27 protein-coding genes are annotated in these 23,868 nt (G+C 71.6%); 14 read left to right on the top strand and 13 right to left on the bottom strand.

What is annotated here, in order from left to right:
- The first annotated feature begins 61 nt into the window (after positions 1-61).
- Complete coding sequence (locus tag C6C15_RS01040; protein WP_234024198.1) at positions 62-766, top strand: helix-turn-helix transcriptional regulator; 705 nt, start codon at positions 62-64, stop codon at positions 764-766.
- 58 nt (positions 767-824) lie between these two features.
- The gene (locus tag C6C15_RS01035; protein WP_105949061.1) at positions 825-1,202 is read left to right on the top strand and encodes a VOC family protein; all 378 of its coding nucleotides are present in this window, start codon (positions 825-827) and stop codon (positions 1,200-1,202) included.
- Between the two features lie 385 nt (positions 1,203-1,587).
- Here the strand turns inward: C6C15_RS01035 and C6C15_RS16945 are convergent, their stop codons facing one another.
- From C6C15_RS16945 to C6C15_RS01020, 4 genes are all read right to left on the bottom strand, one after another.
- On the bottom strand, positions 1,588-1,752 hold the full coding sequence (locus C6C15_RS16945) for a hypothetical protein (protein ID WP_158698493.1): 165 nt from the start codon (positions 1,750-1,752) through the stop codon (positions 1,588-1,590).
- A gap of 382 nt (positions 1,753-2,134) precedes the next feature.
- On the bottom strand, positions 2,135-2,857 hold the full coding sequence (locus tag C6C15_RS01030) for a 3-keto-5-aminohexanoate cleavage protein (RefSeq protein ID WP_105949060.1): 723 nt from the start codon (positions 2,855-2,857) through the stop codon (positions 2,135-2,137).
- Positions 2,858-2,864: 7 nt separating this feature from the next.
- Positions 2,865-3,089: a DUF2188 domain-containing protein gene (locus C6C15_RS01025; protein WP_105949059.1), complete on the bottom strand. Its 225-nt coding sequence runs from the start codon at positions 3,087-3,089 to the stop codon at positions 2,865-2,867.
- 174 nt (positions 3,090-3,263) lie between these two features.
- On the bottom strand, positions 3,264-3,704 hold the full coding sequence (locus C6C15_RS01020) for a VOC family protein (RefSeq protein ID WP_105949058.1): 441 nt from the start codon (positions 3,702-3,704) through the stop codon (positions 3,264-3,266).
- A gap of 99 nt (positions 3,705-3,803) precedes the next feature.
- On the opposite strand from C6C15_RS01020, the gene C6C15_RS01015 reads away from it, so the two are divergent.
- From C6C15_RS01015 to C6C15_RS17180, 5 genes are all read left to right on the top strand, one after another.
- On the top strand, positions 3,804-4,754 hold the full coding sequence (locus C6C15_RS01015) for a helix-turn-helix transcriptional regulator (RefSeq protein ID WP_105949057.1): 951 nt from the start codon (positions 3,804-3,806) through the stop codon (positions 4,752-4,754).
- Positions 4,755-4,892: 138 nt separating this feature from the next.
- On the top strand, positions 4,893-5,156 hold the full coding sequence (locus C6C15_RS01010) for a type II toxin-antitoxin system Phd/YefM family antitoxin (protein ID WP_060921288.1): 264 nt from the start codon (positions 4,893-4,895) through the stop codon (positions 5,154-5,156).
- Entirely contained in the window at positions 5,153-5,533 is a 381-nt protein-coding gene (locus tag C6C15_RS01005) for a PIN domain-containing protein (RefSeq protein WP_105949056.1), read from the top strand. The genes C6C15_RS01010 and C6C15_RS01005 overlap by 4 nt, the downstream gene beginning before the upstream one ends.
- A 109-nt stretch (positions 5,534-5,642) precedes the next feature.
- Entirely contained in the window at positions 5,643-7,970 is a 2,328-nt protein-coding gene (gene purL / locus C6C15_RS01000) for a phosphoribosylformylglycinamidine synthase subunit PurL (RefSeq protein WP_025104105.1), read from the top strand.
- Complete coding sequence (locus C6C15_RS17180; protein ID WP_017202962.1) at positions 7,970-8,113, top strand: hypothetical protein; 144 nt, start codon at positions 7,970-7,972, stop codon at positions 8,111-8,113. The genes purL and C6C15_RS17180 overlap by 1 nt, the downstream gene beginning before the upstream one ends.
- A 78-nt stretch (positions 8,114-8,191) precedes the next feature.
- On the opposite strand, the gene C6C15_RS00995 is transcribed toward C6C15_RS17180, so the two are convergent.
- Positions 8,192-8,764 (bottom strand): TetR/AcrR family transcriptional regulator, encoded by a 573-nt coding sequence (locus C6C15_RS00995; RefSeq protein WP_105949055.1) that lies wholly within the window; start codon positions 8,762-8,764, stop codon positions 8,192-8,194.
- Between the two features lie 68 nt (positions 8,765-8,832).
- Between C6C15_RS00995 and C6C15_RS00990 the strand changes: the two genes are divergently transcribed.
- The 3 genes from C6C15_RS00990 (at position 8,833) to C6C15_RS00980 (ending at position 12,419) form a co-directional block, all read left to right on the top strand.
- Positions 8,833-11,370, top strand: coding sequence for an MMPL family transporter (locus C6C15_RS00990; RefSeq protein WP_105949054.1), 2,538 nt, complete (start codon positions 8,833-8,835; stop codon positions 11,368-11,370).
- A 245-nt stretch (positions 11,371-11,615) separates the two neighbouring features.
- Entirely contained in the window at positions 11,616-11,960 is a 345-nt protein-coding gene (locus C6C15_RS00985) for a TraR/DksA family transcriptional regulator (RefSeq protein WP_105949053.1), read from the top strand.
- Positions 11,961-11,981: 21 nt separating this feature from the next.
- Complete coding sequence (locus C6C15_RS00980; RefSeq protein ID WP_105949052.1) at positions 11,982-12,419, top strand: VOC family protein; 438 nt, start codon at positions 11,982-11,984, stop codon at positions 12,417-12,419.
- Positions 12,420-12,520: 101 nt separating this feature from the next.
- On the opposite strand, the gene C6C15_RS00975 is transcribed toward C6C15_RS00980, so the two are convergent.
- Positions 12,521-13,369 carry a Gfo/Idh/MocA family protein gene (locus tag C6C15_RS00975; protein ID WP_105949051.1) on the bottom strand — a complete coding sequence of 283 codons (849 nt, stop codon included), beginning with the start codon at positions 13,367-13,369 and terminating at the stop codon, positions 12,521-12,523.
- Positions 13,370-13,434: 65 nt separating this feature from the next.
- Here C6C15_RS00975 and C6C15_RS00970 point away from each other — a divergent pair, with 65 nt between their 5' ends.
- Together C6C15_RS00970 and C6C15_RS00965 are read left to right on the top strand one after the other, a co-directional pair.
- Complete coding sequence (locus tag C6C15_RS00970; RefSeq protein ID WP_105949050.1) at positions 13,435-14,256, top strand: hypothetical protein; 822 nt, start codon at positions 13,435-13,437, stop codon at positions 14,254-14,256.
- Positions 14,253-15,101, top strand: coding sequence for an SMP-30/gluconolactonase/LRE family protein (locus C6C15_RS00965; RefSeq protein WP_105949049.1), 849 nt, complete (start codon positions 14,253-14,255; stop codon positions 15,099-15,101). The genes C6C15_RS00970 and C6C15_RS00965 overlap by 4 nt, the downstream gene beginning before the upstream one ends.
- Before the next feature lie 266 nt (positions 15,102-15,367).
- Here the strand turns inward: C6C15_RS00965 and C6C15_RS00960 are convergent, their stop codons facing one another.
- Together C6C15_RS00960 and C6C15_RS00955 are read right to left on the bottom strand one after the other, a co-directional pair.
- The gene (locus C6C15_RS00960; protein WP_105949048.1) at positions 15,368-16,225 is read right to left on the bottom strand and encodes a fumarylacetoacetate hydrolase family protein; all 858 of its coding nucleotides are present in this window, start codon (positions 16,223-16,225) and stop codon (positions 15,368-15,370) included.
- 10 nt (positions 16,226-16,235) lie between these two features.
- The gene (locus C6C15_RS00955) at positions 16,236-17,210 is read right to left on the bottom strand and encodes a C-terminal binding protein (RefSeq protein ID WP_105949047.1); all 975 of its coding nucleotides are present in this window, start codon (positions 17,208-17,210) and stop codon (positions 16,236-16,238) included.
- Between the two features lie 77 nt (positions 17,211-17,287).
- On the opposite strand from C6C15_RS00955, the gene C6C15_RS00950 reads away from it, so the two are divergent.
- Positions 17,288-18,037: an SDR family NAD(P)-dependent oxidoreductase gene (locus tag C6C15_RS00950; RefSeq protein ID WP_105949046.1), complete on the top strand. Its 750-nt coding sequence runs from the start codon at positions 17,288-17,290 to the stop codon at positions 18,035-18,037.
- Positions 18,030-18,380, top strand: coding sequence for a nuclear transport factor 2 family protein (locus C6C15_RS00945; RefSeq protein ID WP_062633303.1), 351 nt, complete (start codon positions 18,030-18,032; stop codon positions 18,378-18,380). The genes C6C15_RS00950 and C6C15_RS00945 overlap by 8 nt, the downstream gene beginning before the upstream one ends.
- Positions 18,381-18,449: 69 nt before the next feature.
- Here the strand turns inward: C6C15_RS00945 and dinB are convergent, their stop codons facing one another.
- From dinB to C6C15_RS00920, 5 genes are all read right to left on the bottom strand, one after another.
- Positions 18,450-19,646 (bottom strand): DNA polymerase IV, encoded by a 1,197-nt coding sequence (dinB, locus tag C6C15_RS00940; protein WP_105949045.1) that lies wholly within the window; start codon positions 19,644-19,646, stop codon positions 18,450-18,452.
- 62 nt (positions 19,647-19,708) lie between these two features.
- Positions 19,709-20,512 (bottom strand): SDR family NAD(P)-dependent oxidoreductase, encoded by an 804-nt coding sequence (locus C6C15_RS00935; RefSeq protein WP_060921274.1) that lies wholly within the window; start codon positions 20,510-20,512, stop codon positions 19,709-19,711.
- Position 20,513: 1 nt separating this feature from the next.
- Complete coding sequence (locus C6C15_RS00930; protein ID WP_060921273.1) at positions 20,514-21,590, bottom strand: enolase C-terminal domain-like protein; 1,077 nt, start codon at positions 21,588-21,590, stop codon at positions 20,514-20,516.
- Positions 21,587-22,345 carry an SDR family NAD(P)-dependent oxidoreductase gene (locus tag C6C15_RS00925; RefSeq protein WP_105949044.1) on the bottom strand — a complete coding sequence of 253 codons (759 nt, stop codon included), beginning with the start codon at positions 22,343-22,345 and terminating at the stop codon, positions 21,587-21,589. Before C6C15_RS00925 ends, C6C15_RS00930 begins: the two co-directional genes overlap by 4 nt.
- A gap of 110 nt (positions 22,346-22,455) precedes the next feature.
- The gene (locus C6C15_RS00920; RefSeq protein WP_105949043.1) at positions 22,456-23,844 is read right to left on the bottom strand and encodes a hypothetical protein; all 1,389 of its coding nucleotides are present in this window, start codon (positions 23,842-23,844) and stop codon (positions 22,456-22,458) included.
- Positions 23,845-23,868 lie beyond the last annotated feature (24 nt).

The raw sequence follows: 23,868 nt of genomic DNA, 5'->3' as shown, positions 1-23,868 counted from the left end.
CGCTCCACGCTACGGACGGATACGGCCTGATTCCGGCCGCATCTCAAGCGATGATGGAGCCGTGGACGCCCCCTCGCACCGCACCCTCCATCTGCTGTCTCTGCTGCAGACCGGCGGCGAGTGGAGCGTGCCCGACCTCGCCGCCCGTCTCACGGTGAGCCCGCGGACGGTCCGCCGCGATGTGCAGCGCCTGCGCGACCTCGGCTACGACGTCCACTCCCGCCCCGGTCCCGGCGCCGTCTATCGCCTGCGACCGGGGACGCGCATCCCGCCGCTGCTCCTGGACGCCGACGACGTCACCGCGATCATCACCGGGCTGCTCGTCCTCGAAGCGTGGAGCCCGGAAGACCCGGCCGCCGCCGTCGCCCGCGGGAAGATCGAGCAGGTCCTCCCGCCGGGCCTCCGACGACGGGCCGCGGCGACGGCGCTGTCCACGCAGATCCTCCGCGCAGAGCCGGCGCCCGCGGCGTGGGCTGCGGTCGGGACACTCGCGGACGCAGTCGCCCAGGGGGCGCGCATCGCATTCAGCTACACCGACCAGCATGACCGCGCTTCGGAGCGGGTGATCGCGCCGCATCGCCACGTCCTCCGCGGAGGGCGGTGGTACGTGGTCGGCTTCGACATCGATCGCGACGACTGGCGGCTGTTCCGGCTCGACCGGATACGCGAGGTGCGGGCGCTGCCGGGGGTGTTCGCGGCGCGGGAGTTCCCGTTCGCGTCGGTCGAGGAGTGGCTCACGAGCGACTTCGGCCGGTCCGGAAGCTGATCCCCCGCGGCGGCGCAAGCCCCTCCGCGGACACCCTCCCTCGCCGTACCCTCGCCGCATGTTGAAGATCGTGTCGATCGTGATCCGCGTGGACGACCTCCCGGCCCAGACCGCCTTCTGGAAGGCCGCCCTCGACTACGTCGAACGGGACCCCGCGGAGGACGACTGGGTCATACTCAAACCCCGCGACGCCGACGCGCCCTGCATCGCGCTCGACGCGCACCACTCGGAGCGTGTGCTGCCGCCGCGCATCCACCTCGACATCTACGCGGAGGACCAGGCTGCCGAGGTGCAGCGCCTCGCCGGGCTCGGAGCACGGGAGGTGCACTGGGACGGCCGCCCGGACGACGCCGACTACATCATCATGCAAGACCCCGAGGGGAACCGCTTCTGCATCGTCGACCGTCCCGACTGGGGCGGGTGGAGTGCGGGGTGAGTCCGGGGCGTTCGTGCGGCCTCCTGCGGGTGCGGAGTGCGAAAACGTTCCGTGACAGGCGGAACTATGGACGTTTCTGCACCCGCACCGGGTCCTGCGCGGCGCGCATGACGTTGCGAGTGCGAAGACGTTCCGGAGCGGGCGAGGCCAGGGACGTTTCTGCACTCGCACTGAGGCGGAGTGGCGCACCCGCTGGGGAGTGCGGAAACGTTCCGCTAGTGGCAAGACCAGGGACGTTTCGGCACCCGCACCGGTGTCCCGGACGGGCACCCGTGCAGGGAAGCGCAGAAACGTGCCGGAGCCGGGTGGCGGGAGGAGCGGTTCTGCACCTGCACCCGACGTCAGGGGCGAGTCATGCGGGCACGAGAGCGCTGGAAGCGCAGGATCAGGGGGTGTCCGGCGCGGTGGTGCGCTCCGCGGCGAGGGCGCGGCGGTGCGCAGTCAGTGCCGCCCGGACCGCCGAGTAAATGATCAGCCACAGGAGCAGCAGCGCGAGGAGCGGGACGACCACGTAGACGAGCAGGAAGTAGACGGAGGCACCGGCGAACATCGCTCCAGCGTAGGGGCGCTCGTACTCCTCGGGAAAACCCTGACACGGTTCGGACCGCCCCCTTCCGAAGTCGAGTGCGAGAACGCCCCGGAACCGGCGACGGGAGGTGCGGTTCTGCACTCGCGTTCAAGGGCCGGGATCAGCCCCCGCGGCGCGGAGTGCGAGAGCGGACCGAAGCGCGCCACGGGAGGAGCGGTTTCGCATCCGCGGCAGGGCGTGTGCGGCCGGCGCTGGGGAATGCGAAAACGGGCGGGAGTCTGCGCGGTGAGGCCCGGTTCTGCACTCGCACGAGCGGGCCTGAGATGTGGAGTGCGAAAAGGGACCTGAATCCGCGGAGAGAGGGACGTTTCTGCACCCGCACGGGTGCCACGGTGCGGCGGAGCTAGGCGCGGGGGAGGCGGGCGCGGGCGGCGCGGACGAGGGCGGCGTTGCTCGGGGCGTCGGTGCCGTCCGGCAGGAGGAGCGTGTCCTCCAGGCCGATCCGCGTGTCGAGGTCGAGCTCCCCGGCGAGGTCGAGGGCGGGCCAGGCCGACAGCTCCTCACCGTGCAGCAGGATCGGCAGGTCGGGCTCCTCGCGCGCCACGTGGGCGATGAGTCCTTCGGCGTGCGGACGGACGACGTCGGCGGCCTCCGCGGGAAGCTCGACCAGGACGCGCAGGCAGACCCCACGGACCGGGGAGACCCGCCAGGCCTCGAGCCCTGCCGCGTCCCAGATACCCGCTTCCACGCCGATCCCCCGTCGATGCAGCGCCGCCGCCACCTCGTCCGCCCCGGCCTCGTGCCAGTTCACGGAGGCGTAGTCGGGGAGTTCCGTCCAGCCCTCGATCGCCTCGAGGCGCCTCGACACGTCCGGTTCGGCCCAGGCGCCGGTCGTCACTCCCACGAGCACTCCCGGCGCCGCGGCACGGACGGCTCCGAGCCACCGCCGCACATCCTCGGGCGCCAGGGAGTCGCGGCCGGCGGCGTCCTTCGCATGCACGTGGATCTCTGCGGCACCAGCATCCACGGCCGCCGCGGCGTCCTGGGCCACCACCGTCTCGTCGGCGCTCAGCCACGGATGCTCCGCAACGTCCCTGGCACCGTTCACGCAGGCCTGCAGGATCATCCGCGACTCACCACATGAGGTCGCGCGGGTGGGCCTCATTCGGGGCCACGTCGTCGGACGGCCCCTCCTCGGTGCGCACGAAATGCTGCACCTGACGCGCTGTCGCCGCGCCACGGCCGACCTTCACCGCCTCCTCCATCGACTCGAAGCTGCCCAGCGTGTGCGACTCGCCCTGGATCCGGTTGAACCAGATGCCGTTGCGCGAGAACGTCTCGATGTCTCCTGCGGCCATGCCCTGCCTTTCGTCTCCTCCTTTCTACGTCAGGCGACCGACGACGAAGAGGCCCTTGACATGTCATGTCGCCCACGGGCGGTGACCCACCCCGTTCCGTGCATCCCGGCCCGTTGCGGACGGGCGCAAGGGGCCGGGTCGGCCGCACGGGGCCGGGTCGGGCGTCCGACGCGGTCAGGCGACGTCGAGGACCCAGGTCACGCCGAAGCGGTCGGTGAGCATGCCGAAACCGGCGGACCACGCGGAGGCGGCGAGAGGCTCGATCACGGTCGCCCCCTCGGCGAGGGCGTCCCACACGGGCTGCAGCTCCTCCAGGGAGTCCGCTCGCAGCGACTGGAAGAAGGAGCGGTCCGTGATCGTCATCCCGTTCTCGCGGCGGGTGCTCCCGGCAGTCGCCGCGGCGTCGTCCGCGCCCGGGACGTCGTACGCCATCAGCCGCACGGGCCCGTCGAGCTGCCCGAACACGAGCTTGTCGAACCCGGGGACCCCGTCCGGCATCCCGAACTGTCCGTAGGTCGCTGCGGTCACCTCGCCGCCGAAGACCGAGCGGTAGAAGTCGAGTGCCTGTCGAGCCGTACCGCGGAAATTGAGGTGGGTGGTGGTCGTGAGAGTCATGGTGTCCTCCGTGTCCCGGTCCGCCGATCGGACCGTGTGATTCCACGGTCACAGCAGTAGAGGTCTGTTTCTGTCCTCTTTCCGCCGCAGAATGGAGCCATGACCGGAAGCTCGTCGCGGATGCTCGCGCTGCTGTCCCTGCTGCAGGCGACACGGGACTGGCCGGGCGGGGAGCTCGCCGACCGCCTCGGCGTCACACCGCGCACGGTGCGCCGCGACGTCGATCGGCTGCGCACGCTCGGCTACCGCATCGAATCGAGCAAGGGCCCGTACGGCGGCTATCGCCTCGAAGCGGGGTCGGATATGCCGCCGCTCCTGTTCGACGACGAGCAGGCCGTGGCCATCGCCGTCGCCCTCCAGAGTGCGAGCGCGACCGGGGTCGAGGTCACCGAGGCCGCTCAGCGCGCTCTCGCGACCGTCCGTCAGGTCATGCCCTCGCGCCTGCGCCACCACATCGACGGGATCCGCTTCGACGGAGCGCCGGCAGAGGTCCGCGCCGACCCGGCCGTGCTGGAGGCGGCGAGCGCGGCGGTGCGTGAGCGGAAGGTGCTCCGCTTCGACTATGGCTCCGAGCGGGACCGCCCGCCGCGGCGCACCGAGCCCCATGCCGTCGTGGCGCGCGAGGGCCGCTGGTACCTGCTGGCCTGGGACCTGGACGCGGCCGACTGGCGCACGTATCGCCTCGATCGACTGCGGCCCCGGACGCCGACCGGCCCCTCCTTCACGCCGCGACCTCTGCCCGCTGCGGATGCGCAGATCTTCCTCGCCGCCCGCGCCAAGGGCTCGACGACCGAAGACCGCTGGCCGTGCACGGGCGTGGTGGACATCGCCCTGCCTACGCGGGACGTGGCGCCGTGGATCGGAGACGGCGCCGTGGTGCCGCTGTCGGACGAGTCGTGCCGAGTCACGGTCGGCTCCTGGTCGTGGACGGGTGTGCTCGCCGCGGTGGCCCGGTTCGATGCGCCGTTCACGGTGGTCGGGCCCGAGGCGCTGCGCGAAGCGGCGGGGATGCTGGCGCAGCGGTTCGCGGCAGCGCACCCCTCCTCCTGACGCCGCCCTTCAGGAAAGTTATCCAGAGCCTCCGGGGAGATCCGTCCGTGCGGCCTCGCAATGTCGCCGAGCGATGGTTCACTGGACCCACGAATCGGAGAACTAGTAGTTCTACTACTTTGGATCTACCCTGAGGAGATGGGCACCGTGTCGAAGACCGAACTGAATCAGCAGACCGCGCGGGTGCTGGCGCGCGTCACCGCCGGCGAACACCTGACCGTGACAGACCGCGGGCGCCCGATCGCCGAGCTGTCGCCGCCCGCCGAGACGGCATGGACGCGCATGATCGCCAACGGGCGGGTGACGCTGCCCCGCGCGAGCGGTCCGCTCCGCCGCGCCCCCGTGCCGGACTCGCTGTCCGTGACGGAGATCCTCGACGAGCTTCGGGCCGACCGGTCGTGATCTACCTCGACACCTCAGCGGCTGCCAAGGCACTCATCGAGGAAGAGGGGTCGGAAGCGGTCGTCCGCGCTTTCGCGAACGGCAGCGAGTTCGTCTCCTCGCGCCTCCTCGCCGTGGAGCTGCACGCGCTCGCCGACCGCCGCTCCCTCGACCGCGAGGCCGTCGTCGACCTCCTCGACCGCGTCGCGCTCGTCTCCCTCGACGACGAGACGCTGACCTCGGCCATCCGGGCAGGCTCAGGGCTCCGCACTCTGGATGCTCTCCACCTCGCCGCCGCGCTCGAACTCGGCGACGTGGTCACGGCGCTCCTCACCTTCGACCGTGAGCTGGCGGCCGCCGCACGCGCACAGGGCCTGAGCCTCGCCGAGCTGCCATGAGGCCGCCGCCTTCCCACCCCGACGCCGTGCGACAGCACGCACGAGAGAACGGCCCCGACCGCGCCGGTAGACTGAACACGCCCCGCCGGCCCCTTCCTTTGGAGTGCGCGTGACCACCGCCCCTGCACCTTCCCCCCAGCACGTCCCCGACTCCGTCGAGAACGCGATCGCAACGCCCGAGAAGGAGCAGCCGTACGGCGCCCTCGGGCTCAAGGACGACGAGTACGCGCGCATCAAGGAGATCCTCGGCCGCCGCCCCACCTCGGGCGAGCTGGCGATGTACTCGGTGATGTGGTCGGAGCACTGCTCCTACAAGTCGAGCAAGAACTACCTGCGCCGCTTCGGCCAGAAGGTCTCCGACGAGATGAAGGAACGCCTGATGGTCGGCATGGGCCAGAACGCGGGCGTCGTCGACGTCGGCGAGGGCTGGGCCGTCACCTTCAAGGCCGAGTCGCACAACCACCCGTCGTTCATCGAGCCGTTCCAGGGTGCGGCCACCGGCGTCGGCGGCATCGTCCGCGACATCATCTCGATGGGCGCCCGCCCCGTCGCCGTCATGGATGCGCTGCGCTTCGGTGCGATCGACCACCCGGACACCGCCCGCGTCGTGCACGGCGTGACCAGCGGCATCAGCTTCTACGGCAACTGCCTCGGTCTTCCGAACATCGGCGGCGAGACGGTCTTCGACAGCGTCTACCAGGCCAACCCGCTCGTGAACGCGCTCGCGGTGGGCGTGCTGCGCCACGAAGACCTCAAGCTCGCGAACGCCACCGGCGTCGGCAACAAGGTCGTCCTGTTCGGTGCCCGCACCGGCGGCGACGGCATCGGCGGCGCGAGCATCCTGGCCTCCGACACGTTCGCCGACGGCGGCCCCACCAAGCGCCCCGCGGTGCAGGTGGGCGACCCGTTCGCCGAGAAGGTGCTCATCGAGTGCTGTCTGGAGCTCTACCGCGGCGAGCTCGTCGAGGCCATCCAGGACCTCGGTGCCGCCGGCATCTCCTGCGCGACCAGCGAGCTCGCGGCCAACGGCAACAGCGGCATGCACGTCTCGCTCGACAACGTGCTGCTGCGCGACCCCACGCTGACGGCCGAAGAGATCCTCATGTCGGAGTCGCAGGAGCGCATGATGGCGATCGTCGCCCCTGAGAAGCTCGACGCCTTCCTGGCCGTCGTGAACAAGTGGGAGGTCGAGACCTCCGTGCTCGGCGAGGTCACCGGCGACGGACGCCTCATCATCGACTGGCAGGGCGAGCGCATCGTCGACGTCGACCCCTCGACCGTCGCGGTCGACGGTCCCGTCTACGACCGTCCGGTCGCCTACCCGACGTGGATCGACGCCCTACAGGCGGACGCCGCCGAGAACCTGCCTCGCGCGAACGATGCCGAGACGCTGCGCGAGCAGTTCCTCGCCCTCGTCGCCTCCCCGAACCTCGCCGACACGAGCTGGATCACGAACCAGTACGACTACTACGTGCTCGGCAACACGGCCCTGAGCTTCCCCGACGACGCCGGCATGATCCGCGTGGACGAGGAGTCCGGCCTCGGCTTCTCCGTCGCGACGGACGCCAACGGCCGCTACTGCCAGCTCGACCCGTACGCCGGCGCGCAGCTCGCCCTCGCCGAGGCGTACCGCAACGTCGCCGTGACCGGTGCCGTGCCGACCGCGATCACCGACTGCCTCAACTTCGGTTCTCCCGAGAACCCCGAGGTCATGTGGCAGTTCGGGCAGACCGTCGACGGCCTCGCAGACGGCTGCTACGAACTGGGCACTCCGGTCACCGGCGGCAACGTCTCGTTCTACAACCAGACCGGCGATGTGCCGATCCACCCGACCCCGCTCGTCGGCGTGCTCGGCATCATCGACGACGTCTCCCGCCGCATCCCGTCCGGATGGCAGGACGAGGGGCAGAACATCTACCTGCTCGGCACCACGTCGACCGAGCTCTCCGGCTCCGCGTGGGCCGAGGTCGTGCACCAGCACCTCGGCGGCCGCCCGCCGAAGGTCGACCTCGCGGGCGAGAAGCGCCTCGCCGGACTGCTCGCCGCCGCCCGGGACGAGTGGCTCATCTCCTCGGCGCACGACCTCTCCGAAGGTGGTCTCGCGCAGGCCCTGGCCGAGGGCGTCATGCGCTTCGGCGTCGGCGCCCGGGTCTGGCTCAACGAGATCATCGAGCGCGACGGCGTGGACGCCGCGACGGCCCTGTTCTCCGAGTCGACCGGCCGCGTGATCGTGACCGTCCCCCGCGAGGACGACGTGAAGTTCCGCGGACTCTGCGAGGGCCGCGGCTACCCGGTCGCCCGCATCGGCGTCACGGACAGCGAGCCGCAGCTCGAGGTGCAGGACGTCTTCACCGTCTCGGCCGCCGAGCTCCGCGAGCGCTCGCAGGCCACGCTGCCGTCGTACTTCGGTCCGACCGTCACGGAGCCGGTGGCCTGATGAGCGGCGACGGCCTCAGCGAGGACTACGGCGACCTCGGCGAGAAGCGCAACCGGCGCATCCGCATCATCGCGTGGACGGTCATCGTGGCGCTGATCCTCGGTGGCGGCGGCGCGACCGTCCTCACCCTGCTCCTCGGCTGATCCGGGCCCGCGTCGCAGATTCGCACCCGGGTCGCAGGGATTCCAGGAATCCGTGCGACCTCGTGCGGACCCGCGACCTCAGCGCGCGAAGAGGTAGCGGGTCAGGGCGACGACGGAACCCGGATCGTGGGCCTCGCGGCCGAGGGACTCCACGATGATGGCCCCGAGGATGGCGCGACCGAGCTGCTCGACCGGGGCGTCCGCCGGCAGCTGACCGTCGCGGATGCCGCCGCGGAGACGCTCCGACAGGTACTTCTCCACCCCGAGGCTCTCGCCGAGGTGAGCGCCGACCGACGCATCCTCCGTGGCCGCGGCCACGAGCGACCGCAGCAGCACGCCGCCCTGCGGCTTCTCGAGAATGGAGAGCACGCTGCGCAGCCAGGTCTCCACGTCGGCGGAGAGGTCTCCGGTGTCGGGCACGACGAAGTCCACGGGGATGAGGCGTCCCTCGGCCAGGCACTCCCCGATGAGCGCACCCCGCGACGGCCACCAGCGGTAGATGGTCTGCTTGCCGACCTTGGCCTCCTTGGCGATGCCCTCGATCGTGAGCCGGTCGTACCCCTGATTGTGGAAGAGCCGGGCCGTCGCGTCGAGGATCGCCTCGCGGGCCGCCGTGCTGCGCACAGGGCCGCTGCGATGCTCGTTCACCATGCGTTCAGGATAGCCACAGATCTCTAGACGAGACGTGCCGTATGCTCTTTTCGTCTGAAGGAGATCACGTGGCTTCACTGCTGTTCCGTCTGGGTTCTTTCGCTGCGCGCAGGGCGTGGACGGTGATCGTCTCCTGGGTGGTCATCCTCGGGCTCGGCGTCGGCGCCTTCCTCACCTTCGGCGGCACGCTGAGCAACAGCTTCGACATCCCGGGCACCGCCTCCGGCGAGGTCACCGATCAGCTCGCCGACAAGCTGCCGGACACCGCCGGCGGCACCGGGACGGTCGTCTATCGGACGGACGACGGCGAGCCCTTCACCGACGAGCAGAAGCAGGCGATCTCCGACCTCGCCGCGAGCGCGGAAGACCTCGACGGCGTCGCCTCCGTCGTCGACCCGTTCGACGCCCAGCGGCAGCAGGATGAGCAGGCGAAGGAGCTGACCGACGGCCGGACCCAGCTCGAGAACGGGCAGGCCCAGCTCGACGCCGGCCAGGCCCAGCTCGACGATGGCCGGGCACAGCTCGACGCCGGGATCACCCAGCTCGAAGGCGCGCGGGCTCAGGCCGAGGCCGCCGGCGCGCCGCCCGAGCAGACCGCCGCGCTCGACGCGCAGCTCGCAGAGCTGAACGCCCAGCTCGCGCAGCTCGAGGCCCAGCAGGCCACCATCGACGCGAACCGCGACGAGCTCGCCGACAACGCGGAGCAGCTGGAGCTCGGTACAACCCTCCTCGACCTCGCGGACGGCATCGGCGTCGTCTCGGAGGACGGCTCCACGGCCATCGTCAACGTCTCCTTCGTCGACCCGCGCCTGGAACTCGCCGAGGAGACCAAGCAGAGCACCATCGCCCACTTCCAGGACGAGGAGATCGACGGTGTGACCGTCGACTTCGGCACCGACATCGCCCAGGGCGTGCCGGAGATCTTCGGCGTCGGCGAGGCCATCGGTCTCGCGTTCGCCGCCGTCGTGCTCATCGTGATGCTGGGTTCGCTGATCGGTGCGGCCCTGCCCATCGTCACCGCCGTGGTCGGCGTCGGGGTGGGCGTCACGGCGTCCCTGGCGTTCTCCGGCGTCGTCGACATGGCCTCGGTCACTCCCGTCCTCGGCGTGATGCTGGGGCTCGCGGTCGGCATCGACTACTCCCTCTTCATCGTGAACCGGCACCGCAAGCAGCTGCTGGCCGGGTCGCCCGTGCGCGAGTCCATCGGTCTGGCCACCGGCACCTCCGGGACCGCGGTGGTGTTCGCGGGGACCACCGTCATCGTCGCGCTCCTCGCCCTCAACGTGACGGGCGTGCCGTTCCTCGGCCTCATGGGCACGGTGGGCGCCGTCTGCGTCGCCGTCGCCGTGCTCGTGGCCGTGACCCTCGCCCCGGCGATCCTCGGCCTCGTCGGCACCCGCCTGCTCGGCCGTAAGGCGCGGGCGACGATCGGCCAGGAGCACGCGGCCGGGAAGCCCGTGCGCCGGATGTCGACGCTGCGCGCGGTCGTCACCGCGCTCGTCAGCGTCGTCGCGCTGCTCGTGATCGCGATCCCCGCCATGTCGATGCGCCTCGGCCTCCCCGACGGGTCGAGCGAACCCGCCGACTCCACCAGCTACCGCGCGTTCCAGACCGTCGACGAGCAGTTCGGCGAGGGCGCGAACGGGCCGCTCCTGGTCACCGCCACCCTCGACGACGCCGTGAGCGACGACGACCTGCTGGCCACGCAGGTGACCGTCGCGGAGAAGATCGCCGAGCAGGACGACGTGGTCGCGGTGGCCCCCATCGCCACGTCGGACGACAACACGCTCCTCGCCTTCCAGGTGCTGCCCGCCGAAGGCCCGAACAGCGTCTCCACCGAGAAGCTCGTGCAGGATCTGCGGGGTCTCCCCGAGATCGACGGCGGGATCACCCTCGGCGTCGCCGGTCAGGCTGCCACCAACATCGACATCTCCGAGGCGCTGGCGAGCGTGCTCCCGCTGTACCTCGTGGTCGTCGTGGGCCTGTCGCTGCTCATCATGATCGTCGTGTTCCGCTCGCTGCTCGTGCCGCTCATCGCCACGGGAGGGTTCGTGCTGTCGCTGTTCGCGACGTACGGGCTCATCGTCGCGGTGTTCCAGTGGGGGTGGGGCGCCGACCTCATCGGATTGCACAGCACCGGTCCGATCCTGAGCTTCCTGCCGGTGATCCTCGTCGGCATCCTGTTCGGACTCGCGATGGACTACCAGCTCTTCCTCGCGTCGGGGATGCGGGAGGCCTACGTGCACGGTGCCTCCGCGCGCGATGCCGTGGCCCAGGGCTTCCGGGCCGGGCGCTCGGTGGTCATCGCGGCCGCGCTCATCATGGTGTCGGTGTTCGGCGGGTTCGTGTTCTCGGAGTCGACCATCATCCGGTCCATCGGGTTCGGTCTCGCGTTCGGCGTGCTGCTCGATGCATTCGTGGTGCGGATGCTGCTGATGCCCGCGCTCATGCACCTGCTCGGACGCTCGGCCTGGTGGCTGCCGAAGTGGCTCGACCGCATCATCCCGAACGTCGACATGGAGGGCGCGGCGCTGGAGCGGGATCACCCCAGCGTGCACACCGACTCCGTGCCCACCGTGGAGGCGCCGCGCACCCGTCGCGGCTGAACCGCGTTCGCGGGTTCAGGCAGTCCGGGAGGACAGGCAGTCACGCCGGTTCAGGCACCTGTCACCGGTGTCGCCTGATGCCGCGCGGGCGCCTGATCCTGCGCGAGCGATCGCGGGGGCAGGCTGTCCGGAGAGGACAGGCGGGCGCGGGAGTTCAGGCACCTGCTGCCGATGTCGCCTGATCTCGCGGGGATGCCTGGTCCGGCGACGACGCGAGTGTCGCAGGGCGGGCCTAGAGTGGGCGGATGGATCTGCGTGCGCTGTTGGAAGAGCGCCGCGCCGAGGCCGAAACCCGCGTCACGGCGACGGCGGCGACGCTCGCTGAGCTCATGCACGACCGCGAGGGCTCGAACGACGATGACGAACACGACCCGGAGGGGGTGACGCTCTCGTCGGAGTGGTCCCGGCTGTCGGGGCTCGCCGAGGCGGCGCAGGCGGAGCTCCGCCAGGTGGACGAGGCGCTGATGCGGATGGACGCAGGGACCTACGGCATGTGCGCGCACTGCGGGCGGCCCATCCCGCCGGAGCGCCTGGAGGTACGGCCGTTCGCGGAGTACTGCGTGGCCTGCGCCGGGAAGCTGGGTCGCTGACGCCGGAGTAGCATCGCGGGCATGGCCATCGCCTTCGAGAACATCGGGATCGCCGTGCGCGACCTCGACGCCACCATCGCCTTCTTCACCGACCTGGGGCTCTCCGTGGTCGGACGGGACGAGGTCAGCGGCGAGTGGGCGTCCACCGCGGTCGGGCTCGACGGGAACCATGCGCGGATCGCCGTGCTGCAGACCCCGGACGGGCACGGGCAGATCGAGCTGTTCGAGTACATCCACCCCGAGGCGATCGAGACGGAGCCGACGCGGCCGAACGAGATCGGCATGCACCGGATCGCCTTCTCCGTCGACGACATCGATGCCTCCCTCGCCATCGCCGCCCGGCACGGATTCCATCCCCTGCGCGGCGTCGCGAACTACCGGGACATCTACCGGCTCACCTACCTCCGCGGCCCCAGCGGGATCATCCTCATGCTCGCGCAGGACCTCACGAAGGCCTGATTCCGACCCCCGGGGCACGACTTCGGAGACCGCAGGCGACACGCCGCCGCACGGGACCTGTGGACGGCGTGCCGGATCCGATCTCCGAACCTGTGCCCGGGTCAGCGGGAGGCGAGAGCCTCGGCGACCATCTCGAGCACGGCGATCGGGGCGCGCATCTCGGGCGCGGGAACCGGCGGCTCGCCGGTCTCCAGCATCCGAGCGAAGGCACGGACGCCGGGCTGCACGTAGCCGGGGCCGATCGGGATCTCCCGGCTCGCGATGCCCCGGCGGCCGACGACGGTCGCCCGGAACGGCACCTGACGGTCGCCCTCCGGTCGCACGAACTCCAGCGTGACGGGCACCCCGCCGACCCGGTAGCGGGCGACGACACCCGCGGGCAGGGACCGCACCTCGACATCCTCCGCGATGCCGGGCCGCAGAACCTGGGCGAGATCGGCGAGGTGGATGCCGTAGAAGAAAATGCCGCTGTACGGGCTGTCCGGATCGGCCGGCCCCGTGACGGTGACCGCCTGGACCTCCCCGATGCGGGCCGCCTCCGCCACGAGTTCCGCGGTGTCCGCGAGCCAGCGGAGCGTGGACGACGAGGTGACGGGCACCCGGCCACGCTGCGCGGCGGCGAGGATCGCGTCAGCATCGGCGACGGTCGCCGCGAGCGGCTTGTCGACCCAGACCGGCACCCCGGCTTCCAGGAAGGGGACGGCGAGCGCGCGGTGATCGGCACCGTTGCGGGCGGTCACGATGAGCGCGTCCACTGTGCCGAGGAGCTCGCCCGCCTCGTCGACGACACGTTCGATGCCGCCGAGCGCCGCCAGCTCCCGCGTGCGTTCCGGCTCCCCTGCCACGAGGGCCGTGATCCGCACGGGCACGTCCATGGCCTCGACGTTCAGGAAGCGGACGATCTCCGTGGCGTGGCTGTTCTCGATCCCGACGATGCCGACGCTCTTCATGCGGCCGCCCTCCCTCTCGTGCGGGCCCCCGGCGACCCGCCGTCGCGCAGTAGGCTGAACCCATCATGGACGAGTTCATCCGGGGCTTCTGGAACTTCGCGGGTGACTACTGGTGGCTCGTCTTCCCGATCATGGGCATGGCCGGCGGAGTCGCCAAGGCCTGGGAGCGCGGCTCCAAGCGTCGGCACGAGCGCCGGCTGGAGGCCCTGCGCATGAAGGCGCAGGTCAAGACCGCCGAGATCGAGGCGCGCGCGGCCGCCCGGCAGGCGAAGCACGGCGGTCCCACTGTCGTCGACACGACGGCGTCGGTGGCGCCCGACGACCTGCTCGCCCGCCTCTTCGCCGAGCACGACGAGATCACCGCGCGCTGGCTGGACTACGAGCTCGACGTCGCCAAGCTCATCGCGTTCCCCGCCATGAGCGACGGCCGCCAGCCGCTGACGGCCGCCTTCCTCCGCGCGAAGAAGACCGCGGACGCGCTGCGTCCGGCCTCCGCCGACGCGAAGCTCACGGAGCAGCAGATCGCGGAGTACCTGCAGGCCGTCGGCGACTACGCGGTCGCGTTCGAGATCGCGGAGAAGGACGCCCGGCGCCTGCGCGACTCGACGTTCACCGAGGCCGAGCGCAAGCGCCTCGACCGCGCGCAGCAGCTCCTCAAGGTCGCCGTGGACGAGTCGGCGACGCAGTCCGAGCGGAACATCGCCTACAAGCGGGTGCGCGAGGAGCTCGACGGCCTCATCCTGCTCTCCGACGAGGCCGTGACCGTGCTCGAGAAGCAGGTCGCGAAGGAGCTTCCGTCCGCGCCGGCCGCAGCGGCGGATCATGCCGACCCCGTTCCGGAGCCGCTCCCCGTGACCGACCCGCGGCGGACGGCGGAGGGCGCATGACCCCCGAGAACGTGACCGGACCGGTCGCCGTCCACGCCGAGGCCCCGGTCTGGTGGCCCGGGTGGGGCGGCCTGCGCTGGGTCGACGGAGACGCGGGCGATCTGCTCACCCTCCGCGGCGACGAGATCGTCCGCCAGCACATCGACGACGAGTACCTCGCGTTCTTCCGGCCGCGGACGGCCGGGGGCTTCGTGGCGGTCGGGGCACGCACCCTGTACCTCGCCGACGGTCCCGATGCGGAGGCCCGTCCCGTCGCGACGCTGCTCGACGACGACGCGGTACGCATGAACGACGGCTGCTGCGACCCGCGAGGACGACTCCTGGCCGGATCGATGTCCACGGACTCCACCGCGGGTGCCGGGACCGTGCTCCGCATCGACGCCGCCCTCGACGTGACCACGGTGCTCCCCCGCGTGACCTCGTCCAACGGTGTCAGCTACTCCCCGGACGGCCGCCGCGTCTACTACGTGGACACCGACACCGGCCGGATCGACGTGTTCGACGTGACCGAGGGCGACCTCCGCGGACGCCGGGTGTTCGCCCACATCCCCGAAGACGACGGCGTGCCCGACGGCCTCACGGTCGCCGCGGACGGCAGCGTCTGGGTCGCGCTGTGGGGCGGGGGCCGCGTGCGCGGGTTCGAGCCGTCCGGGGCCGTGCGCGAGGACATCGTGCTGCCGGTGCCGCAGGTCAGTGCCTGCACGTTCGGGGGCGACGACCTCGGCACGCTCTTCATCACGACCTCCGCACAGGGCCTGCCGTCCGATCACGGCACCGCCGCGGGCTCGGTGTTCGCGGTGCGCCCCGGGGTGCACGGCCTCCCGGTCCTCCCCTTCGCCGGCTGACCCCGGCGCGGGTTCAGGCGCTCGCGCGGCATCAGGCACCTTTCCCGTCCAGCCGCCTGAGCCCGCGCGGATGCCTGAGTTCACGTGGATGCCTGAGCCGCCGGGGGCTTGCGGCAACAGGCTGTCGCGCGAAAGCAGGCACCTCTCCCTCCAGCCGCCTGAGCCCGCGCGGATGCCTGAGCCCGCGCAGGCGCCAGCGGTGGGTGAGGGCTCTACCCGGGACACGGTTGCACTCAGCGAAAGGAACCGTGCCCCGGGCACAGGCCTCACCCGAGACGGACCCGCTCCGTGCGCTGGTGCTGGCGGCCGAGCCGTTCGATCTCGATGGTCATCTCGTCGCCGTCCTGCAGGTAGGGGAAGCGTCCGGACAGCGCGACACCCTGCGGGGTGCCGGTGTTGATGACATCGCCGGGTTCGAGCACGAGGTAATGGCTGAGCTCGTGCACCAGCTGCAGCACGGGGAAGATCATGTCGGCGGTGGAGGAGTCCTGCCGCGGCTCGCCGTTCACGAAGGATCGGAGGCGCAGCGCCTGAGGATCGACCTCGTCCGCGGGGACCAGTGCCGGGCCGAGGGGGTTGAACGTCTCGGAGCACTTCCCCTTCGACCACTGTCCGCCGGAGACCTCGAGTTGATACGCGCGCTCGGACACGTCGTTCGAGATGGTGTAGCCGGCGATCACGTCGCGCGCGGCCTCGACGGAGGGCAGGTACCGCGCTGTGCGGCCGATGACGACCGCGAGCTCGACCTCCCAGTCGACCTTCTCCGCGCCCGGCGGCAGGAGCACGACATCGTCCGGACCCACGACCGTGTTCGGGTGCTTGAAGAACACCACCGGGTGTGCGGGCGGCTCGGCGCCGGACTCCGCCGCGTGCGCCGCGTAGTTCTGGCCGATGCAGATCACCGCGGTCGGCCGCGCCACGGGGGCGCCGACGCGCAGTCCCGTGGTCTCCACCTGCGGCAGGGAGCCGTCCGCGAGCGCCGCCCGCACGCGGGCGATGCCGTCCGCGGCGAGGAAGGCGCCGTCGATGTCGCGGGTCAGGGAGCTGAGATCGCGCACAACGCCCTCGTCATCGCGGACGTATGGACGCTCCTGGCCGATCGCGCCGAGTCGCAGCAGTTCCATGGGAGTCCTCTCAGCGCGCGGCGGCGAAGGCCGGGTTGACGATGGGCACGGCCTCGCCCGCGAGCGAGCGGATCACGTTCTCGGCGGCGTGCACGGGAAGATCCGCCAGGGCCTCCGGGGAGTACCAGGCGGCGTGCGGCGAGAGCAGCACGGTGTCGAGCGCGCGCAGCGGGGACGCCGCGGGGAGCGGCTCCTCCGCGAAGACGTCGAGAGCGGCACCGGCGAGCCGGCCGTCGCGGAGCGCCGCGGCCAGGGCGTCCTCGTCGATGAGCGGCCCCCGGCAGGTGTTCACGATCACGGCGTCCCGCTTCATCGTCGCCAGGGCCGCGGCGTCGATCAGATGGCGGGTCTCGTCCGTCAGCGGCACGTGCAGGGTGAGGATGTCGGCGCGGGCGATCGCCGACGGGATGTCCACGGGCTCACAGCCCGCGTCGCGCACGGCGTCGTCGGAGGCATACGGGTCGGCCACCAGCACGCGGAAGCCGAGCGCCCGGCACCCGCGGGCGACGATCGATCCGATGCGCCCGAAGCCGAGCACCGACACGGTGGTGGAGGACGGCCGCACGGCGAGCGGGCGGGCGTCGACCGCCTTCCAGACGCCCTCCCGCACGGCGCGGTCGTAGGCGGAGAGGCCGCGGGCCTGGGTCATGATCATCGCGACGGTGTGCGCGGCGACCTCTTCGATGCAGTAGCTCGGCGTGTTCGCGACGGCGATGCCGCGGGCCGTCGCGGCCTCGACGTCGATCATGTCGTAGCCGATGCCGACTCGGCTGATGAAACGGAGGTTCGGCAGCCGGTCCATGAGGGCGCCGTCGATGCGCGCCCACTGCACGACCAGCGCCTCGGCGTCGGCGCCGGCGGTGGCGATGTCGTCCGGGCTCCCGGAGGCGGCCCGCTCGGCACGGAGGCCGGCGGCGCGGAGGGTGTCTTCGAGGACGGTTCCCGGGAGGTCGCAGTCGGTGACGAGGATGAGCGGCGCGGTCATGCATGCGATGCTATAGCATCTAGCAACTTCTCGTACAGCGCTGTCCTGGGAGCCCATTCTTGCTATAGCGTTTAGTCATGACTGTTCGCCGCGCACTCGTCACGGGCGCCAGTTCCGGCATCGGAACCGCCGCCGCCCTCGAACTCGCCCGCGAGGGCGTCGCCCTCTGGATCACCTACGCCGGACGGGAGGCCGAAGCCGTCCGCGTGGCGGAGGAGTGCCGCGCGGCGGGCTCCCCGGACGTCCACGTGTCGCGCCTCGACCTCCGCGACCCCGACTCCATCGCCGCGCTCATCGCCGAGATCACGGCAGCGTGGGACGACCTGCACGTCCTCGTCAACAACGGCGGCGTCTGCCCCTACACCCCCTACCCCGAGATCGACATCGAGGAGTGGGACTTCGTCCTCGAGACGAACGCCCGCGGCACTTTCCTGCTCACCCGCGCGGCGCTCCCCCTGCTCCGGGCCGCCGACGGCGACCGCTCCGTCATCAACATCGCCTCGATCGCCGGGCAGGTCGGCGCGCTGCAGACGGGCATCCACTACGCGGCCAGCAAGGGGGCGATCCTCGCGATCACCCGCAGCTTCGCCCGGCACCTCGCCGCCGAGGGCATCCGCGTCAACGCCGTCACGCCCGGCCCGGTCGCCAGCGCGATCACGGATCAGCTTCAGGGCGAGGGCCGCGCCAAGCTCGAGTCGGGCATCCCCCTCGGCGCGTTCGGTCAGCCGGAGGACGTCGCCTGGATCATCGCGTCGCTCGCCTCGGAGCGGGCCCGCTTCATCACCGGAGCCACCTACGACGTCAACGGAGGAGTTCGCATTGACTGACCGCACCGCCCAGGACCGTTCTGCCCTCGACACCGTGCAGGCGCAGCTCGACGCCTTCAACGCCCACGACCTCGACGCCTTCGTCGCGACCTATGCCGACGACGCCGTGGTCACCGGGGTTGCACCTGAACCCCTCGTCGGGTCGGCTGCGATCCGTGCCTTCTACGAGCCGCGGCTGCAGAACCCGGAGCTCTCCTGCGTGATCGACACGAGCGTCCTGTTCGGCTCCCGCTGGGTCGTCGCGCAGGAGCGGGTGATCAACGCCGGCGTCGCGACGGAGACCATCGCGACCTTCGACGTGGTCGACGGCGTGATCTCGCGGGCGTCGATGCTCAAGGCCTGACCCGCTTCGAATCGCCCGATTGGCTGTATTTCCGGCCGAAATGGGACCATTCAGGCGATTCGAAAGGGGTCAGTGGTGCTCCGGGAGGACCGGAGACGACCAACCGGGGTCGCGGCCGAGGTGGGCGGCGCGCGAGACCGAGGCGGAGCCGTAGCGGTCGCGGAGCGCGTCGAGCACGGTGTCGAGGCGAGACTCGTCGCCCCAGTCGATCGGCAGCTCGGGCGGGACGCTGTCCGCCGCGTCGAGCTGGGTGAGCGAGAGACCGAGCAGCGTGATGCCCCGACCGCTGATCTCGGGGTGCGCCGCAGCGAGGAGCGTGCGGGCGACGGCGAGCAGCAGCGCGGTGCGGTCGGTCGGCGCTCGCAGCGACCGGGAACGGGTGGCCTTCGCGAAGTCGCCGAAGCGCAGCCGCAGCACCACCGTTCGGCACACGCGCTCGCCGTCGCGGAGCCGCCGCGCGAGCCGGTCGACGATCTGGGTGAGGATGACGTCGAGCTCCTCCGGCGACCGCGGACGGACGCCGAGCGCCCGCTGCGACCCGATCGATCCCCGGCGCCTGGTCGTGTCCACGGGTCGGGGGTCCCGCAGGCGGGCGAGAGCATGGACGTGCGCTCCGGTGGCCTTTCCGAGCATGCGCTCCGCGGTCGCCGCCTCGAGCTCCGCGAGCTGTCCGACCGTGCGGATGCCGTAACGGTGCAGCTTCTCCGCCGTCACCGCGCCGACGCCCCACAGCCGCTCGACAGGGAGCGGCAGCAGGAACTCCTCCTCCCGATCGGGCTCGACGACGAGGAGTCCGTCGGGCTTGCTCACCGCACTCGCGACCTTCGCGAGGAACTTCGTGCGGGCGACGCCGACCGAGATCGCCAGGCCCGCCTCGGCGCGCACCCGCTCCCGCAGCCGGACGGCGATGGCCTCGGGAGTGCCGGCGATGCGTCGCAGCCCGCCGACCTCGAGGAACGCCTCGTCGATGGAGAGCCCTTCCACGAGCGGGGTGGTGTCGCGGAAGATGCGGAAGACGTCTTTGCTGGCCGCGGAGTAGGCCTCCATCCGCGGCGGCACGACGACGGCGTCGGGGCACAGCTCCCGCGCCTGCCGGCCGCCCATCGCCGTGCGGATGCCTCGCGCCTTCGCCTCGTAGCTCGCGGCCAGCACGACCCCGCCGCCGACGATCACCGGACGCCCGCGGAGCTCCGGCGCATCACGCTGCTCGACCGAGGCGTAGAACGCATCGAGATCGGCGTGCAGAACCGTCGCTTCCCCGCGCATCCCGTTCTCCCGTCGACGAAGCGGATCGTCGCACGGACCAGGGACATCGGCGTGGCCGGTGTTCAGGAGGCCGGGGGCGCCTCGAAACGCTTCCGCAGCGCGGGGTCGAGCGTGATGTCGCCGAACGACGCCGTCCAGGCTCCGTCGACCGCGATGGACTGCCCGGAGAGGTAGGGGGCCTCGTCGGAGAGCAGGAACGCCGTCACCGCGGCGACCTCCTCCGCACGGGCGATGCGTCCCATCGGCGGACCCTCCGCGAGCAGGCGCTCCTCCGCCGCAGGGTCGGCCGCCCGGGCGATCTGCGCCTCCAGATGCGGGGTGCGCACGCCGCCCGGCGCGACGGTGTTCGCCCGTATGCCCACTCCGCCATATGTCACCGCGACACTGCGACTCAGGGCGTCGATGCCGCCCTTCGTGAACTCGTACGCGGCGTGATCGACGAAGCTCGACCGCCCGTGGATCGAGCCGATGTTCACGATCGCCCCGGCCACGCCCTGATCGAGGAACGCTGTGACCGCCGCCGAGCACCCCCAGAGGTAGCCGAAGCCGTTGATGTCGACGATCTCCCGCACGACCGTCTCGTCGAGCTCGTGCAGCGGCGTGCGCTTCGTGATGCCCGCGTTGTTGACCCAGCCCGCCAGCGGAGCCCTGGCGCGCGCCGCGGCGGCGGCACGCTCGTGGGCGCTCCGATCGGCGGCGTCGCCGAGCACGACCTCGGCGACGATGCCCTCCTCCACAGTCCCGGAGCCGGGCGAGCGTTCGAGCCCGACCACGATCCAGCCGTCGGCGGTGAGCCGCTCGGCCACCGCGCGGCCGATGCCCTTGCCGCTGCCGGTGACCACGACGCTGCGCGGGGAAGGTGTCATGTCAGTCCCTCTCGAATCGGAAGACGGCGGGATCGAGGCCGAAGCCGAGCCCCGGAGCCGTGGGGGGCGTGACGGTGCCGGCGAACCGCGGCCCGCCCGTGACGAACGAGGGTGCGGGGTCGTAGGGATTCACCCCGCGGGCGAAGGTCTCCACCTGGATGCCGAGGTGCGCCGTGACCTCGGGATAGACGTGTCCGGACACGGGGACACCGCGCTCCGTCGCCCAGGCGATGAGCTCGCGCGCGGGAGTGATGCCGCCGATCGCGACGACGTCGACGCGCAGCGCGTCGACCTCTCCCACTTCTACCAGGGCCCGCAGCACGGCGGGGTCGGTCACCTCGTCGCCCACCGCCACCGGCAGTCCGGTCTCCCGCCGGATGCGGGCGACACCGGCCGCGTCCTCGGGGAGCAGCGGATCCTCCAGCCAGGCCAGGCGCGGCTCGCCCCACTGCGCCACCTCCGCCACGGCGGCCTCCGCGTCGGGCCAGCCGAAGCCCACGTCCACGACGAGTCCGGTCGACGTCGGCAGCTCGGCGCCGAGGATCGCGAGCAGTTCGCGCATGTATGCCGGATCGGGAATGCGCGAGATCTTCACCTGCGCCCAGCCGTCCGCCTGCGCGAGCACCTCATCGGCGACCTCCCGCGGCGTGCGCTGCGGAGACGGATACGCGGCGACGAGCATCCCCTCCCGCGGGGCGTCGCCCGTGCCGAGCAGGGCCCACAGCGGCACGCCGGCTCGACGGGCCGCGATGTCCCACAGGGCGATGTCGACGAGGCCGATCGCCCGCCGCACGAGCCCCACCCGTCCGACGATCGCGCTGCCGCGGAGCATCCGGTCCCACGCGGCCGCCGGGTCGTCGGCGTCGAGCCCCACCGCGTGCGGGGCCACCAGGCGGTCGACGATCTCCGCCATCGGGGCCTCGCGCGACAGGCAGTAGGCGACCCCGGTGGTGCCGTCGTCCGCCGTCACCTGCACCGCGGAGTACTCCCGCCGCGTGACCGTCATCGCACCGAGCTGCAGCGGTGCCGGAAGGGGCAGGACCGCGGTGGCCGTGTCGATCCGGGCGACGGCGGTCATTCGGGCTTCTTCGCGAGGGGCACGCCGTAGTCCACCATGAAGCCGCCGTCGACGTACAGCGTCTGCCCGTTCATGTAGCGCGACTGGTCGGACACGAGGAAGCTCACGGCCGCGGCGATCTCACTCGCGTCGGCCAGGCGCTTCGCGGGGATGCGGGACAGGATCGTGTCGAGGCTCAGTGTCCCCTGCTCGACGCCCTGCCGGAACACCCCGGTGTCGACGTAGCCCGGGGCGACAGCGTTGACACGGACACCGCGCGCCGCCCACTCGGCTCCGGCCGTCGAAGTGAGTCCGATGACGGCGGCCTTGGTCGTGGCATACGGCGCCCGCCCCGCGGAGCCTCGCGAGGAGATGGAGGAGATGTTGACGATACGGCCCTCACCCCGGTCGAGCATGCGCTTCCCGGCAGCTTGGAGCGCCGAGAACACCCCGTGCAGGTTCACGTCCACGACCGCGGACCACTCGTCCCACGTGAGGTCTTCGATCCCACGATGACGCTGGATCCCGGCGTTGTTCACGAGCACCTCGATGGGCCCGAGCTCCGCCTCGATCTCGCCGAAGACCCGGTCGACGGCGGCATGGTCGGTGACATCGAGCTCCAGCCACCGGATCCCGGCGGGGTTCTCGCCCGCGGTGAGCCCGGGGACGCGATCCGTCGCGACGACGAGGTACCCATCTGCGGAGAGCCGCTGTCCGATCTCCCAGCCGATGCCGGCCGAGCCTCCGGTGACGATGGCGACGGGGCGCGCGGTCATGTCTCTCCTCTACCTCGGGGATTTGCTATAGCAACTCTATCCCGTTCGAATCGCGCAACTGGTTCGATTTCGGCCGGAAATGGAGCAAAGTGGGCGATTCGAAGGCGGAGTTACCCCAGCAACCCGGCCACGACCGACACAGCGTGGGACTCCAGGAGCTCCAGGGCGCCGGGAGCCAAGGGGGTCTGCCAGGACTGATAGGCGCCGCGGTCGTAGGCTGCGCGGGTCGGGAGATACACGAACCCCGGGCCGTTCGTGAGGTTCATCACCACGATCGGCGTCTCCGGGAACCGCTCCCGCAGAGTCGTCTGCAGCCGCGAGTACGCCTCGCCCGGATGCCCCACGATCACGGCGTCTCCGAGCCGCCACGCCCACACGGGGTGCGACACGGTCGGCCCCTCGATGTAGCCGTCACGGAGGTTCCGCGCCCGTCCGAGGCGCTCCTCCCGGGACCGGGGGTCGATGTCCTTCCACTCCTCCGCGAGCTCGTCCAGGGTGGGCAGGTCGCGCAGCGGCAGCTCGACCGCCGAGAGGACTCCCGCCGTCCCGTCGCCGCCGTCCGCGGGAGTCCCGGTCCAGATCGCGAGCGGAGCCCCCGACTCCACGACACCATCCAGCGTCAGCTCCTCGCCCGGCACCGGAAGCCCGTCCAGCGCCGCGAGCACCGCGTGCCCGAGTGAGCGTCCGTGCCGGTCGGCCACCGCGACGTCGCCGGTGTACTGCTCCCGCGGGGCCAGCTCGCCCGAGGCCCCCTGCACGAACAGGCACGGTGCGCCGGTCGCGGCCTCCACGATCTCGCGCATCGCGCCGACGTAGTCCGGGGACACCTCCCGGTGCTGCCAGGCCAGGGTCGTCGGATGGCAGGCGTAGTTCACCAGCGTCGCCCGCACCTCCCCGTCGATGCTGATCCGGCCGATCGTCACCGTGTCGTCGGCGGTGCCCTGCGGGTTGTAGCCGACGAGCGCGCGGCCGTCGAGGTCGAGCTCACGCTCCGCCGCGAGGGTGCAGGTGCCCGTGGTCCACTCGATGAGCCCCGGTCGCGCGGCCTCCAGCGCCTCACGCCCGGCGGCGATGCCCGCGGCAGCAAGCGCCTCCAGGTACCCGGGGATGAGCTCCCCGCCCGGGAGATGCGCATCCGCGGCACAGAGCACGGCCCCCGCGTGGGTGTGCGAGAGCGAGAGCATGAGTTGATCGGGCGCGAGGCGCAGACCGTCGAGGATGGCCCCGCGCACGCCCTGCTCGTCCGCGACCCGGCGCCACCACGTGCCGTCCACGGCGAGCAGCACCCGGGGCCGCTCGTCCGCGGCCACCACGGCGAGCGCGGTCAGCGCGAACGGCCGGTGCGCCCCCTCGGACCGCTCCCAGTCGGCCGGGCCCCAGTTCTTGGCGCGGATGCCGACGGGCGGGGTGATGTCGCGCCGGGCGACGCCGATGCGCGCCCGCGTGCGGGGGATGCGGATGCGGTCTCCGAGGTGCGTCGCGGCTGCCGTGTGATTCACGCGTGGTCCTCCCTGATGTCCATG

It is taken from the genome of Microbacterium sp. str. 'China' (genome assembly GCF_002993305.1).
Taxonomy (GTDB): domain Bacteria; phylum Actinomycetota; class Actinomycetes; order Actinomycetales; family Microbacteriaceae; genus Microbacterium; species Microbacterium paraoxydans.
This window is presented reverse-complemented; position numbering and strand designations above follow the sequence as displayed.

Coding starts and splice junctions, on each gene's coding strand:
- C6C15_RS00955 (WP_105949047.1), bottom strand. CDS start 17,210: ATGACCGCGCCGCTCATCCTCGTCACCGACTGCGACCTCCCGGGAACC.
- C6C15_RS00970 (WP_105949050.1), top strand. CDS start 13,435: ATGGACGAGTTCATCCGGGGCTTCTGGAACTTCGCGGGTGACTACTGG.
- C6C15_RS00995 (WP_105949055.1), bottom strand. CDS start 8,764: ATGGTGAACGAGCATCGCAGCGGCCCTGTGCGCAGCACGGCGGCCCGC.
- C6C15_RS01030 (WP_105949060.1), bottom strand. CDS start 2,857: ATGATCCTGCAGGCCTGCGTGAACGGTGCCAGGGACGTTGCGGAGCAT.
- C6C15_RS00960 (WP_105949048.1), bottom strand. CDS start 16,225: ATGGAACTGCTGCGACTCGGCGCGATCGGCCAGGAGCGTCCATACGTC.
- C6C15_RS01035 (WP_105949061.1), top strand. CDS start 825: ATGTTGAAGATCGTGTCGATCGTGATCCGCGTGGACGACCTCCCGGCC.
- C6C15_RS00930 (WP_060921273.1), bottom strand. CDS start 21,590: ATGACCGCCGTCGCCCGGATCGACACGGCCACCGCGGTCCTGCCCCTT.
- C6C15_RS01020 (WP_105949058.1), bottom strand. CDS start 3,704: ATGACTCTCACGACCACCACCCACCTCAATTTCCGCGGTACGGCTCGA.
- C6C15_RS01015 (WP_105949057.1), top strand. CDS start 3,804: ATGACCGGAAGCTCGTCGCGGATGCTCGCGCTGCTGTCCCTGCTGCAG.
- dinB (WP_105949045.1), bottom strand. CDS start 19,646: ATGCGCGGGGAAGCGACGGTTCTGCACGCCGATCTCGATGCGTTCTAC.
- C6C15_RS00980 (WP_105949052.1), top strand. CDS start 11,982: ATGGCCATCGCCTTCGAGAACATCGGGATCGCCGTGCGCGACCTCGAC.
- C6C15_RS00965 (WP_105949049.1), top strand. CDS start 14,253: ATGACCCCCGAGAACGTGACCGGACCGGTCGCCGTCCACGCCGAGGCC.
- C6C15_RS01010 (WP_060921288.1), top strand. CDS start 4,893: ATGGGCACCGTGTCGAAGACCGAACTGAATCAGCAGACCGCGCGGGTG.
- C6C15_RS00975 (WP_105949051.1), bottom strand. CDS start 13,369: ATGAAGAGCGTCGGCATCGTCGGGATCGAGAACAGCCACGCCACGGAG.
- C6C15_RS00935 (WP_060921274.1), bottom strand. CDS start 20,512: ATGACACCTTCCCCGCGCAGCGTCGTGGTCACCGGCAGCGGCAAGGGC.
- C6C15_RS17180 (WP_017202962.1), top strand. CDS start 7,970: ATGAGCGGCGACGGCCTCAGCGAGGACTACGGCGACCTCGGCGAGAAG.
- C6C15_RS01025 (WP_105949059.1), bottom strand. CDS start 3,089: ATGGCCGCAGGAGACATCGAGACGTTCTCGCGCAACGGCATCTGGTTC.
- C6C15_RS00985 (WP_105949053.1), top strand. CDS start 11,616: ATGGATCTGCGTGCGCTGTTGGAAGAGCGCCGCGCCGAGGCCGAAACC.
- C6C15_RS00950 (WP_105949046.1), top strand. CDS start 17,288: ATGACTGTTCGCCGCGCACTCGTCACGGGCGCCAGTTCCGGCATCGGA.
- C6C15_RS16945 (WP_158698493.1), bottom strand. CDS start 1,752: ATGTTCGCCGGTGCCTCCGTCTACTTCCTGCTCGTCTACGTGGTCGTC.
- C6C15_RS00925 (WP_105949044.1), bottom strand. CDS start 22,345: ATGACCGCGCGCCCCGTCGCCATCGTCACCGGAGGCTCGGCCGGCATC.